Source organism: Neobacillus sp. NRS-1170 (genome assembly GCF_050468025.1).
Genome location: NZ_JBITPF010000049.1, coordinates 190038 through 203070 on the forward strand (window position 1 = coordinate 190038; position 13033 = coordinate 203070).

15 protein-coding genes and 1 pseudogene are annotated in these 13033 nt (G+C 39.1%); 7 read left to right on the forward strand and 9 right to left on the reverse strand.

The genetic code is table 11. From position 1 onward, the window contains the following. Positions 1–62: 62 nt before the first annotated feature. The 3 genes and pseudogenes from ACIFOT_RS21410 to ACIFOT_RS21420 all read right to left on the reverse strand — a co-directional run. Positions 63–551 (reverse strand): CBO0543 family protein, encoded by a 489-nt coding sequence (locus ACIFOT_RS21410; RefSeq protein WP_430067555.1) that lies wholly within the window; start codon positions 549–551, stop codon positions 63–65. Further along, positions 548–1042: a CBO0543 family protein gene (locus tag ACIFOT_RS21415; RefSeq protein ID WP_430067558.1), complete on the reverse strand. Its 495-nt coding sequence runs from the start codon at positions 1040–1042 to the stop codon at positions 548–550. The genes ACIFOT_RS21410 and ACIFOT_RS21415 overlap by 4 nt, the downstream gene beginning before the upstream one ends. A gap of 180 nt (positions 1043–1222) precedes the next feature. Then, positions 1223–1453: pseudogene (locus tag ACIFOT_RS21420) on the reverse strand (DUF4190 domain-containing protein); the annotation flags it as partial. Between the two features lie 192 nt (positions 1454–1645). Here ACIFOT_RS21420 and ACIFOT_RS21425 point away from each other — a divergent pair. Then, positions 1646–2161, forward strand: coding sequence for a YcxB family protein (locus ACIFOT_RS21425; protein WP_430067561.1), 516 nt, complete (start codon positions 1646–1648; stop codon positions 2159–2161). 530 nt (positions 2162–2691) lie between these two features. On the opposite strand, the gene ACIFOT_RS21430 is transcribed toward ACIFOT_RS21425, so the two are convergent. Next, positions 2692–2943: a hypothetical protein gene (locus ACIFOT_RS21430; RefSeq protein ID WP_430067564.1), complete on the reverse strand. Its 252-nt coding sequence runs from the start codon at positions 2941–2943 to the stop codon at positions 2692–2694. Further along, a complete protein-coding gene (locus tag ACIFOT_RS21435) occupies positions 2930–3091 on the reverse strand; it encodes a hypothetical protein (RefSeq protein ID WP_430067567.1) in 162 nt (53 codons plus the stop codon). The genes ACIFOT_RS21430 and ACIFOT_RS21435 overlap by 14 nt, the downstream gene beginning before the upstream one ends. A gap of 236 nt (positions 3092–3327) precedes the next feature. On the opposite strand from ACIFOT_RS21435, the gene ACIFOT_RS21440 reads away from it, so the two are divergent. After that, positions 3328–4575 (forward strand): hypothetical protein, encoded by a 1248-nt coding sequence (locus ACIFOT_RS21440; RefSeq protein ID WP_430067570.1) that lies wholly within the window; start codon positions 3328–3330, stop codon positions 4573–4575. A gap of 204 nt (positions 4576–4779) precedes the next feature. Here the strand turns inward: ACIFOT_RS21440 and ACIFOT_RS21445 are convergent, their stop codons facing one another. Further along, positions 4780–5340: a hypothetical protein gene (locus tag ACIFOT_RS21445; RefSeq protein ID WP_430067572.1), complete on the reverse strand. Its 561-nt coding sequence runs from the start codon at positions 5338–5340 to the stop codon at positions 4780–4782. A 432-nt stretch (positions 5341–5772) separates the two neighbouring features. Here ACIFOT_RS21445 and ACIFOT_RS21450 point away from each other — a divergent pair, with 432 nt between their 5' ends. Next, positions 5773–6399, forward strand: a complete 627-nt coding sequence (locus tag ACIFOT_RS21450; protein WP_430067574.1) for a DUF899 domain-containing protein — start codon at positions 5773–5775, stop codon at positions 6397–6399. A gap of 108 nt (positions 6400–6507) precedes the next feature. Continuing rightward, positions 6508–6918: a GNAT family N-acetyltransferase gene (locus tag ACIFOT_RS21455; RefSeq protein ID WP_430067577.1), complete on the forward strand. Its 411-nt coding sequence runs from the start codon at positions 6508–6510 to the stop codon at positions 6916–6918. Between the two features lie 226 nt (positions 6919–7144). On the opposite strand, the gene ACIFOT_RS21460 is transcribed toward ACIFOT_RS21455, so the two are convergent. Continuing rightward, on the reverse strand, positions 7145–8356 hold the full coding sequence (locus ACIFOT_RS21460; protein ID WP_430067580.1) for an MFS transporter: 1212 nt from the start codon (positions 8354–8356) through the stop codon (positions 7145–7147). Between the two features lie 296 nt (positions 8357–8652). Here ACIFOT_RS21460 and ACIFOT_RS21465 point away from each other — a divergent pair, with 296 nt between their 5' ends. Further along, positions 8653–9432, forward strand: a complete 780-nt coding sequence (locus ACIFOT_RS21465; protein WP_430067583.1) for an alpha/beta fold hydrolase — start codon at positions 8653–8655, stop codon at positions 9430–9432. 381 nt (positions 9433–9813) lie between these two features. After that, a complete protein-coding gene (locus tag ACIFOT_RS21470) occupies positions 9814–10239 on the forward strand; it encodes a YfmQ family protein (RefSeq protein WP_430067585.1) in 426 nt (141 codons plus the stop codon). 89 nt (positions 10240–10328) lie between these two features. Here the strand turns inward: ACIFOT_RS21470 and ACIFOT_RS21475 are convergent, their stop codons facing one another. After that, positions 10329–10622: a hypothetical protein gene (locus ACIFOT_RS21475; RefSeq protein ID WP_430067588.1), complete on the reverse strand. Its 294-nt coding sequence runs from the start codon at positions 10620–10622 to the stop codon at positions 10329–10331. 354 nt (positions 10623–10976) lie between these two features. Here ACIFOT_RS21475 and ACIFOT_RS21480 point away from each other — a divergent pair, with 354 nt between their 5' ends. Beyond that, on the forward strand, positions 10977–11177 hold the full coding sequence (locus tag ACIFOT_RS21480) for a cold-shock protein (RefSeq protein WP_430067590.1): 201 nt from the start codon (positions 10977–10979) through the stop codon (positions 11175–11177). Positions 11178–11351: 174 nt separating this feature from the next. Here the strand turns inward: ACIFOT_RS21480 and ACIFOT_RS21485 are convergent, their stop codons facing one another. Beyond that, on the reverse strand, positions 11352–12788 hold the full coding sequence (locus ACIFOT_RS21485) for a PLP-dependent aminotransferase family protein (protein ID WP_430067593.1): 1437 nt from the start codon (positions 12786–12788) through the stop codon (positions 11352–11354). Positions 12789–13033: the final 245 nt, after the last annotated feature.

Genomic DNA, 13033 nt, shown 5'->3' on the forward strand with positions numbered 1-13033 from the left:
GACACCTCATTGTTTTTTTCATAGATTTTCTTACATTGCATTGAAATATTCCTTTAAGCTTTTCACAGCCCCTTTTCCTCCATTTCCTTTGCTATTCCTTTGAAAAACCAGACACAAAACCATCTGGAAAGCATAAAGGAGATGAACAGGGTAATCCATGTCCAATACCAGGACCAGTGCAGATACTTTATTAAATCTGTATACTTTTCAATAATCGCCTCAAGGATCGTTAAAATCGTACAGAACGATGCATAGTAAAAGAACTTCATCATTTTGCTGCGGGCATGAGGATAATAGGCATTAACAACACCACAAAGAACGGGGAATGACAGAAACTCATAGGTAAAGCTGGTGTGATTAACAGTCGGAAAGCAGCGGACTGGATAGGTAATCAGCCCATACTCCACCACCACTAAACCGAGGAGCCAGGTAATCACTTGTGTAAATAAAAACGCGACGATGGCTATTCGTCTATTCTTTTTGGGGATTATGAATACCAACCCCAACGTGATCAGCCAAACCACAAATAAAATCATCCACTCAATTCTCATTGTGTCGCACCCTTATCGCTTTGAAACATGGCTTTATCTTTAAAAAACCGTCGATAGAGTATATTGGAAAGGCCATACATCCAAAAAAAGTTAAGCCAGGACCAATACCACGCATAATGCTGGAATTTTAATAGGTTTGTGTATTTTTCCAACAGATTTATGATCACGACAACACCCGTAACCCAACCAGATAAATAAAGGAGACGCACCGTGTAATTTCTTTTTGGCTCATAGATGATATAAAAACCGCATAGGAGTGGAAAGAAGAAATAATTCAGTGCCAATAGTAAATGAGTTGCTTTTGGAAATTCTCGAATGGGATAAGAAATCCGGTCAAAGTAAACAAGCAGCACGGCAATCAGCCAGGTAAAGGATTGGCAAATCATAAAAGCTATTAGGAATCTCCGCCGGCGATTTTTTGGAATAAACAGCATAAATGCTATAAAACCAATCACCCAAATTAGTATTAATACCAAAACATCAACCGTCATATCACGCAGACCTTTCAGGAGATTTTGATAGTATTATTCCCTAGTTCAGAAGAAACACACGAAAAATAGCCCGAAGTTTTCCTAAACGGGTTCTCTTCAGGGGGACAAAATCTTAAAACGCATAAAAAATTGCAAATAAAAAGAGCACATTTTGTGCTTCATTAATTTTGTCCGCCAACTTTAATTGGTTATAGAACTGGATACTGAGAAAAAGGGAACATAACCTAGCACCATTAAAAGCTGAATAATAACTCCAACAATACTACAAATTAAACCTGCGGTTGCTAATCCTCTGCCATTTTCACTTGTTTTATTAATTTGTTTTACAGCTTTTCTTGAAAAGACTATTCCAATAATGCCTAATATTAAACCAATAAAAGGAATAAATAATGATAAAATACCGACTGTTAAAGAGACTACTGAACTAGTGTTTGTTTGATTTTTTCAGACATTCTCTATCTCCCCCTTTTTGATAATTTTACCATTTTATATTCCCTTAGATATTAATTATTCTGGATAAATCCCCCTTTCTTGTAGTGATACTATCAATATATGCTGCCGCTGGGTTTCGAATGGACAAGTTTAATGCAAAGGAGATTTTTAATGGAGATACGCTACCATTTAACCGAAGAAGACTATTTGAACTTCAATATGTTTCATGTCAAAAATTCCAAAGCCGCGATGCATTCCTTGAATATTCAGCGGTATTTGCTGCCGGTTATATTTATTATTGCGGCATATCTCGCGTCTACGTATGGCGATTTGCCGTTTGTGGAGGCGTTTGTTATTTATTTTATTACTGCGGTTCTTTGGATTCTTTTTTACCCGAAGTTTTTCTTTCGTCATGTAAAGCGGATGACGATGAAAATGATGAAAGAGGGTAAGAATGAGGGCATGCTTGGCGATCATGTGCTGAGGATGACCGATGAGGGAATTGTGGATTCTAGCGCTAATGGCGAAACAAGGGTGAACTGGGCTGGGATTGTTGAGATGAAAGAGGATCAAAATTACATCTATCTCTACAACAGCGGGGTTAGTGCTTGTATTCTTCCGAAGAGAGATTTGAATGATGTGGCGGGAGTACGGAATTATCTTGCTGGGAAGATCAAATCTAGTTGAAGAGTTGGTTTTATTCGTAAAAAAGAGTTATTGGCGGTGTAAAAATACACTTTTTCAGGCGTTGTTTTGATTTATCAGCGGATTTGGTGGGTTTATCAGCGGATTTTACTACTTTATCAGCGAATTTTTCATTTTATCGGCGAATTTCACAGGTTTATCAGCGAATCGCAAAACATGAGCAGTTGCCAACAAAATCAAATTGACAATTAATTTACAATTGCTTTATATATTTTTAATAAAAAATGTGTACACTTAGATTATAAAACCTAAAGAGGTGGTCAACATGATGATGATAATCGAAATGCTTATTCGTCTTACTATTACGACTACATTCCTCACCCTGGTTTGCCCTTAATGCCTCTTAATTAAGGCTTTTTTTTCGCAAAAAAATATCCGGCACAAGGCCGGATGCGCAACAAATATTTTTATAAGGGGGTCAAAGAGATAGTTGATTAAGCTGTTCTCTTCATGTACCTATCATACCCCCTAGATATGAACAAACTATGAACAAATCTTTAAGGTTATTTAAATTATTGAAATGTCGCATAGAGAATCACACCAATAAATACGATCAGGAAGCTTAACGAAGCTAGTTTTGTTAATTTTTCGATTAATAGAGCCGATTCATACCAGATCTCCAGGAATGGTTTTTCTCTATCAAATCGGTATTTAAAAAAGGCATAGGGCAGGGTCACCACATACTGGAGCAGCTCTATTAAGAGTCCGCCCGCTATGACCGAAAATATAGCCGTTCCTAAACCTAGCTCTTTAATGAAATCCATCGTTAACACTCCCCTGCCGCTGATTAATTGGCGCATAGCTTTTGCTAATCAGCGGATAAGCTTTTCCAATTGTCGCAAAGCCCGTAAGAGGAAGTTTTTCTCTCGGATAAGCTAAATTTACTCTTGGATAAGCCAAACTTTCTCTCACATAAGCTACACTTACTCTCGATAAGACATACTTTCTCTCGCATAAGCTACACTTACTCTCGGATAAGTCATACTTTCTCTCGCATAAGCCTCTTTTACTCTCAAAATGCCATGACCACTTGCAGATCTAAACCACGCTTCTATAAAGTTCTTTCCATATCAATCATAGATCGAAATCCAATCTATCTGATTTCCAATTCTTGCATAAAAAGGTAAGGAACGAGGCAGATTAAATTCATGACAACACACCAAAATGGACGCAGACAAAGAGCATACCTCGGCACGCTACATCTGAATCTTTTACATTTCACGAATCCATGGGTAACTGTTGCCTGGGCATGGTTTATGCCAGGATTTGGTCATCTCTTATTAGGCCAGTATATATTAGGCTGGATTTTGTTTGCCTGGGAAGTTGTCCTCAATGTACAAACACAATTCAACGTTGCCATTATTTATACTTTTAACGGACGATTTGATGAGGCTGTAAAGATACTAAAACATGAGCATGGTTATTGGCTTTTAACTTATGGAGCTGTATTCGTTTTTACCGTTTACAGCACCTATAAAATTGCGGTAGATAACAATTTATTTTATGAGCTTGCTCATAAAGAGAATGCACCCATTCCTACATTCAAAATAGACCAACTTCATTGGAATTCTCTATCAAAAAGAAGCCCGATTGTGGGAGCTTTATGGTCATTGTTCATCCCAGGTATCGGTGCAGTTTATACGCAGCGGGTCTTAACGGCCGTTTTTGAAGTTTTGTGGTGGAACGTCATCTTGATGAAGTCACATATTCTCGCAAGTATCGAATACACCTTAATTGGAAAATTTGATAAAGCTGTTTCCGTCCTTGATCCAGAATGGGCCTTATTTATTCCCTCAATGATTAGTTTTACCGCTTACTTTACCTACGTGATTACCGTAGAGCGAAATAAACTTTTTGACAAAGAACAATCAAACTACCTGGCGCAAAACTACCAACATAACAAACGTTTTCCATTACGGATAAAGGATGACCCCATAAAGATGCGATTTATAGCTTCCTTCAACCACTCAGAGCATTTGGAAAAGGCAATCACTGCATTAGAATCGCTCGGCGTTATGCAGGAAGACATTTTTGCAGCTCCGCTTGATAAACGAAATGAAAAGTCGCAATGGTTTGATACCATCCATCGCTCGGATGGAAAAAGCCTGTTCGATGGCATCATGCTTCTTGGTGCGTTAGGCTGTTTTTTCGGAACCGTTTACGGTTTTGTCCTTCACTGGGGTCCAGTTGTTTGGGGAGTTGCCGGGTTTATAGCCGGATGCCTTTTAGGCTGCATAATCAAGGGAATTCCGATTTTACTTACAGCAAAAAAGAGAAAGAAAGTACCCAAGACTGAGGTCGTGTTGATTGTGGATTGTGAAGATGATCTCGCTCGTAAAACCGAGGAAGTACTGTGGTCGAACCATGCCTTCGGACTTTCCCAAATTAGAAATTAACCAAAACTCCTCTGAGTATTATTTGAGGAGTTTTTTTACTGTATCCATTTTACTTTGAACTTCTTCCACTTCCAATCCTTTTGCATATTTTCATAGACTTGCGCTTTATGTTAACAACACAGACTCCGAAAAACATAAACAAGTCTATGTAATTTAAAAGGTCAGCTGGAATTTCGTTATCCAGCTGACCTTTTGTATTCTTATTTAATTGGTTTCTTCCTGACTTGCTCCTTTCAAAAGTGAATAGCCAAGCCAAAGGATTGCTATACCTGCAAGTGGCTGCGCAACGTAGGATCCAAAGGGAAAAAAGTCGAGTATAGGGACAATGACCAAGAGAATAGCTGGCGTGCGTGGAAGAACACCTTTTATTGCTGTCCAAAGACCGAATAATAAAACGCCAATAAAGAATGGATATAATGAAAGTGCGACACCTGTATTTAATAAGTCAGATGGATCGTCTAATATCGCTGGAGCAGAGTCTTCTATAGACGGAACTAAAAAGGAGACGGTCCAGCCATGCCCGGCCCACATGATGGAACCGAAAAATACCAATAGGAATATGATAAAACCGAATATGCCAAATTCTTTCGCCTGGCGAAGATACAGTCCAACGAGGCCTAGTGCGAGAAAAAGCATGGAAATTAAATCAACGTATGATCCAAATGCTTCCATCGAAGTGTTATACCATATAGCTAATGAGACTGTAAGAATTCCCGAAATAATCGCACACCAACCAGTAAATCTAAGAAACGAAGCGTAAGTCAAAAAGACTACCCCCTCATTTGAGATTTTAAACACTCGGCAAATGTGACCGTACATTCCCTCGGCAAAATCAGATTATGGACAAACGCTTGCCACCCCCCTCTGATTTAATTCTCTACATTGTATTAATCCTCTTTATCCAAATAGAACGATTATGAAGAAAATTACAATTTCTTAACAAACCAGCGCGATCATTGGAATCACTCTTTGGTCACCACATGTTTTGAGTAGTATTATTTTTTTAACACCCTAACTAATAGAAATCCTACACCAACAATTAAAGCTAATATTATTAGCGGTACTAAAGTATTTGTAATCATATACCCGCCCCCTAAGATTAATTCGTCCTTGCTTACATTTTACTATAAAATTCCATTTTTAGGAGATATTAATTTGGATAGAATAAGTGGGAAAACGAGATTTTGGGGTGTTGTTATGGAACACAAAGTTCTGCCAAGGAGCGAATGGCTCGAAGCGCGGAAAGAACTGCTGCAAAAAGAAAAGGAATTTACGAAACTAAGGGATGAACTCACCCACCAGAGACGAGATTTGCCGTGGGAAGCCGTCAGCAAGTCTTATACATTCGAGGGGCCCAACGGTAAAATGTCGCTGGCAGACTTATTTGCCGGAAGAAGTCAACTGATTCATTACAACGGGATGATTCCGCATTTAAATCACCGTGATGTTTCCTTTGTCTGTCTTTCTCGTGCCCCTTTAGAAAAACTGGAAGCATTCAAAAAGCGAATGGGTTGGACCTTCCCATGGTTTTCATCGGGACAAACAGATTTTAATTATGATTTTCAAGCCTCTTTTACTGAGGAAGAAGTCGAGAAAAAACAAGCCTATTACAACTATACCCTTCAAAATCCGATGAGTACGGACAGGGAAGGCGTGAGTGTTTTTTACAAAGATGAGGACGAAAATATATTTCATACCTACTCGACTTATGCCCGGGGCATTGACATGATGAATATCACCTACCAGTTTCTAGATTTGGTCCCAAAAGGCCGGCAGGACGACCGCGGACTGCGTCATCGTGATCAATATGTTCCGAAAATTTAAGGCCTGGAGTTATAACTGGTACCATTAAAAAAGTAATTTCTGGAACTTACAATTTGGAAGGTTATTTCATAAAATTCGATTATTACCTTTAATTGGAGGATCGAACTTATGGAAAATATTTTTCAAATCACTTACAAAATTAGCACGAAAATCAGCCCTGAAGATCTGTCAGCTGTTTTTAAAGCATCAGGAATCATCCGCCCTTCTGACGACTTACAACGACTGCAACGAATGATTGACCATGCCGATATTTTGATAACAGCATGGGTAAATGAAAAGCCCATTGGAATAGCCAGGGCGTTAACGGATTACAGCTACTGCTGCTATTTATCTGACTTAGCGGTTGACAAAGAGTATCAAAAAACGGGGATTGGAAAGGAATTGGTCCGATTAGTTCAAGAACAAATCGGAGAAGAAGCAACTCTAATCTTGCTTGCCTCCCCTGTTGCTATGGAATACTATCCTAAAATTGGTTTTGAAAAAATAGAAAATGGATTCAAAATTGCCAGAAAGAGATAGGTTTTCGCTTTTGAAGCACTTAAAAGGTCAAATTGAAGTATAAAATTGACGGACTAAACATTTTATCAGCGGATTTAACGGATTTATCAGCGGATTTGAGTTTTTATCAGCGGATTTTGCGCATTTATCAGCGGATTAAAGACTTTTATCAGCGAATCATAACTAATTCCCAGTAAACCCTCAAATTAAGAAAGAGGAATTGCCGCAGCAATTCCTCTCTTTTTGCTTATCCTCGATGAATACTTCCTTTTAAAATCCGACTATTTTTGAACACGATCACAAAAACCACAGCAAGCAGCCCTCCCGAAACAGCAAAGACACTCCGCACTCCAAAGTAATCAGATAAAAGCCCCATGATCAATGATCCAACACCGAATGTTCCTGTTGTAATGGTGCCAAAAGACGTATACACTGTGGCCAATTGTTCTTTTGGAATACTCGTTTGGATGATGGTTTGCTGCGGGATATTTTTCAACTGCCCAAAAACGCCAATCAAGGCCGATAACAACAAAGCGATTAAAGGAACACTGGTTAAACTGAAGAGAATGGTAAAAAAACAGTTCAATACGGTGCCAACCATAATAAATCTATACTGATTTCGTTCTAAAAACCGAGGAAACTTCACACACAACAAACTCCCCAGAACTAATCCGATGAAAAAGGCACTGTTAATGAAACCCCACCACTGCTCCTGTGTATTCAATGCCTGCTTGACATAGACAATTAAGATGGCCGCAATCCAAACGGAGTTTGCAATTGCTTCAAAGAATTCCATTTTCGCCAACGTTTTTAATACAGGCGTAACACGAATGGTTTGCCAGCCTTGTGTAATTAAATCCCGCATTCTTTCTTGCCGTTCCGCTTTGTGGTCTACATTTTTTAATAAAGCTAAAATAAAACTCGATAAAACAAATAACACAGCAACCAACAAGATTAGTTGATTGGGACTAAACACAACCAATAATAGACTGCCGAAAAACCAGGTCCCGATCTGAATCGATTGTGTTATGGTTTCCGCTATTCCATTCGCCTTGATTAGATGTTCTTTTTCCACATAATAAGGAATTAGCGTCTGCCTAATGGGATTGGCGCAGCCGTCCAGGAGCGCAATTCCCGCTATCATGAAAAAAACAAAATAATAATTGGTTAGTGCTAAGCCGCTCATCATAAATGCACTTAACCCAAACAAAATAACCGTTTTCCCTATTTGTGAACCCACCAACAGTTTTTTCAGATTCACCCTTCCAATTAGAATTGGTGTCAGGATGCTTGAAATAAACATGGCGAAGGTAATGGTAAAGGGCACGATGGCCGAGGCTGCGGCAGATTTGGTTGTTTCAAAAATAAAACTGATCACAGCTACAACGTATAACACATCCCCAATGTTGGCCAGTGACTGGCCCAACATGAGGAAAAGAAAATCACGATTACGTTTCAAAATAATCCCCCATTTTATTAATTTTTTTCAATGAGGGGGGAATTTAGATTGGATTACTGAACATGGATCGTAGCTCCTTTGCAAAGAGGCAATTAGATAAAAACTAAGGGGGACAACTAGTTTTATCTTCATTTCCTCCATTTCATCTTCTTAAATTATACTTCGTTTTTTTAGAAGGGATACATCATTTTTTCCGTATTTAGGTTAGAGAACCTAGCACCGGTATAGGTATTCACCCATGTTTGCCAAAATGAATATATTATGCTTAGTACGATATGAATAACGGAGGAATCGGGATGGGATACTTTGTTACGGTAGAACCGGGTGTGAATTTATATGTTGAGGATATTAACCCAAGCGGCAGCAAGACCATCGTATTTATCCATGGTTGGCCGCTCTCCCATAAACAGTTTGAATATCAGTTTGATGTTCTTCCTGCAATGGGATACCGCTGTATCGGGATCGATTGGAGAGGCTTCGGGAATTCGGATAAACCCATCAGTGGATACACTTATAATAGACTGGCAGATGATATTCGCACGGTTGTTGGTACATTACAATTGCAAAATTTCACACTCGTTGGGCACTCTACCGGGGGAGCGATTGCGATTCGATATATGTCCCGCTACAACGGTTATGGAGTATCCAGGCTCGTCCTTGTTGATGCTGCCGCTCCCACAGGCTTTACAAGGGAAACGGCCGATAAATTTCTTAAGGAAACCTTAAACGATCGCCCGAAGATGATGCAGGAAGTGACAGATGGCTTTTTCTTTCAGTATATAACACCAAGATTCTCAGACTGGTTTTTTCAAATGGGGTTACAGGCGGCTGGCTGGTCGACCGCGGCAGTCGTTGTATTATTAAGAGATGAAACGCTTTTTGAAGATCTTCCTAAAATAAATGCGCCCACTTTAATTATTCACGGCATTCATGATAAAGTGATTCCGTTTGCACAAGCACAAGAAATGAATCGGAAGATAAGAAATTCACACCTTGTCCCGTTTCAATTTAGCGGCCATGGCCCTTTCTGGGAAGAGCGTGATCGGTTTAATCAGATCTTGACACAATTTGTTTGACCGGGAGTAAGCTGCCAGTGGTGCAGCTTATTTTTTTGCTTGTAAAACAAACCCATCAAGTGGATGGTTATTTTTCAGGTAAATTGGATGGTTGATTAACGGTCCGGCTGCGTTATTATATTATTGTTATTAATTTATAACATTAATGCGAGGTGCAGCATGAATATAATGATTGGTTTGGTCATTTTGATCTTAATTTTTTCGGTGGTTTCAACACTAGTACTTACGAGGAAACCCGACGAAAACTATAGCGGTTCGACAAAAAGGAATACAACAAATTTAACTTTAATATATGTCGTAATTATTTTCATTGCTTTAATTTCATTAGGAATATACATTTGGTTGACCTAACCTAATTTAGAACTACCGGAGATGATGAACATGACTTGGACCGTACTTTCGATCATTCTTATTAGTATGGTTAAAATTGCAATGACTTGCCTTCCAACAGGCCCTGTGAACTGGCTGATCAGAAAGTTTGAAATCCATTCGAAACTTAGTGAGGAGAATGTAACCATAACCATTGACGGGAAGCGGCTAGAAGGGGCAGACAAAATTCAAATTATTAATGATTTTAACGAGGCTACTTTTATAAAGCAGCAATATATATATCCTGGGACCGAAGAATTTTATTTATATCCAGAGAATCATCGGACCCCCATTGTTATTGAAACTAAATATGGTAAAAAAGATATGACGATATATTTGTATCACAATAAGGATCAAGTTGATGTTGTTAAACAATATAAGAAGAAAGTAATTGCCTATAGTTTGTTCTCTGATCGCCTCCAAAACGTCGTAGGTTAGTACCAGGTGATTTTCTAAAAAAGACGGACAGTTTGTCTGTCTTTTTTTTATAAAAAAAGCAACAGTTATAGAAAACTGTTACCTCAAAATCAGAGTTTCCAGTCTGGAAACTCTTTGTCTTTTTGTTCTTCATACTCTTTCATTCTTGAGTATGAATTTCCTAGCCTGCTAACAATGTAACCTTGTGGGCTCGGTGTTTCTAGTTTACCGGTTAATTCTTCTAATTTTATCCTTGCAAACATGTTTGCCACTGAAGCTAAGCTTTCAATTGTGTCCATTAATTCAGGGTTATCACTGTTGTACCTTTTAGCAATGGAGTTAACATAATCAAGTCTATTTCGAATAAGCCTAAGCGTTTCGGTATCAAACTGTCCCTGTTTCATAACATTCCACTCCTTACCCATAAGCTTATGTGAAAAAAGTGATTTTGGAACAAAGAAAATATAAATAACAAACAGGTTCTTTTTTCCTTTAAATGATTATATTCGCAACCGGAAAGCATTCTCTATAAAGGTATCTGGGCAGTATCCTCCACTATTTATTTAGGATATACTGCCACTTTTGGTGCCCATAGCCGGTCGTCTCCTTGCGAATACTTTTGAATAGTGCTACTATAAAGAGGAATTATTTTTGTTCGGTGGAAAGAAAGTATTATAGTACCAACTTTCGTCTTGAAGATCACTGAGGGCAAGGATAGTATTACATTGTGTGTACAAACACACTAGGAGGCAACAAAAATGGAAAAAGGCAAAGTAAAATGGTTTAACGGCGAAAAAGGATTCGGATTCATCGAGCGTGAAGGTGGAGACGACGTATTCGTCCATTTCTCAGCTATCCAAGGCGAAGGCTTCAAAACATTAGAAGAAGGTCAAGAAGTGACTTTCGACGTTGAACAAGGTCAACGTGGTGCACAAGCAGCTAACGTTCGTAAAGCATAATCTAAATATAGAATTAGCCTCTAAATTTTAGAGGCTTTTTTTTTATAAAAAAACCCCACTCACAAATGAGCAGGGAACATTGAAAAACAGTAAATCAAATGGTAATTAAAGTGTACCATACAATTAGAAAATGTCCTAATTTCGGCAAGTTGTGAAATTCGAGGAGAATACACATTAGGTTGAAACAACCGTTAGAGCATCCGCAAACCTCTTTATTCCTTCATTTATCAATTCTTCCTTTTCCCTAGCAAAAGTAAACCGGACAAATCCCTTCTCCGTCCCCATGGTTGACCCAGGAACATAGATGACTCCCCTTTTAATCGATTCCTCTAACAGCTGGGTTTCATTGAACTCTTTTTTGATCCTGCACCACAAATGAATGCCGCCCTCTGGAATATGAAAATCGACCTGATTTTTTAAAAAGGAGTCAAGGCTGGCAACCATTTGGTCTCTTCGGCTTTCTAACTGCTTCACTAAATTCTCAATGTGGGATTCAAACTCCTTTGATTCTAAAAAATCATTGGCAATCCATTGAGAGTAACTGGCATGTCCAAAGTCGACCTGGTGTTTGGCATCTGCTAGCCTTTCGATTACCGCCTTTGGTCCAATAATCCAGCCGATCCTCAAACCTGATGCCACTATTTTTGTCAGGGAGCTTATATATAAAACATTCCCGTGCTGGTCCAATGATTTGAGCGTTTCAATTTTTTCTCCTGTGAAAGAGGTTAGGCTGTACGGATCGTCTTCCACGACCGGAATCCCATATTCAGAGGATAATTCAAGAATCTTTTTTCGCCGTTCGACGGGCATTAGCGTTCCTGTAGGATTTTGAAAAATAGGATTCAAAAAAATCATTCTGATTCTATGTTTTTTATATAAAGTGGTGATGTCATTTGGGTTTATGCCGTCCTTGTCCCCATTTAAATAATAGGTTTTAATTCCCGCTGATTTAAATACAGGCAGATTGTAATGATAGGAAGGATTTTCAATCGCCACGGCATCGCCTGGCTTCAACAAACATTGAACCACCAGATGCAAGGCCTGCTGTGCTCCCGATGTAATTAAGATCTTAGATGGATTGGTTTCGATGCCGCGAAACTGTTTCACATGATTCGTAAGGGTCTGGCGAAAAATCGCATTCCCCTGCGGATGGTCATAACCCAAGGTTCCGATAAAGGATCTGTTGGCCGTAATCTCTCTTAGTGAGGTGAGCGGAAATAGGTCCTGAGACAGTTCCCCGCTGGCTAAATTGATGAGTTTATGGTCGGCCATTTCTTTATGTATTCTTTGCGTGACGGGAACATTCGGCAGAAACGACCCAGCCTCAATATATCTGTTCCAGCTGGGAATCCGTTTTTTGGCCAACCCCCAAATATCTTTGCTGACCGTTGTTCCGCTGCCTCGATTCCGATCGATGAGTCCATTGGATTCCAATTCGTCATAGGCCGAAACGACGGTGCTTCTGTTTACCCCGAGCTCCTTCGCCAAACCTCTTTCAGAAGGCAAGGGTTTATCATGGGGAAAAGTCCCATCGGCGATCCCGTTTTCAATATACATAGCAAGTTGTTTATAAATGGGTACTTTTGATTCTCGATCTGGTTTCCAATCCATTGGTTACATCCTTTTTAGTTAGGTCTTGTAATATATATTGTATACTTTTTTAATTTGAAATTCATTGGAGATGAAGATACACCTTCTGACGTCGATTTCACTCTTCAAGGGCTATATGAACCTTTCTTATCGACCGTCATGGCACTTTTTCGGGACTGACGGGCTTTATGAACCGCTCTTATCGACCGTCATGGCACTTTTTCGGGACTGACGGGCTTTATGAACGATAAAGTCCATATAATTGT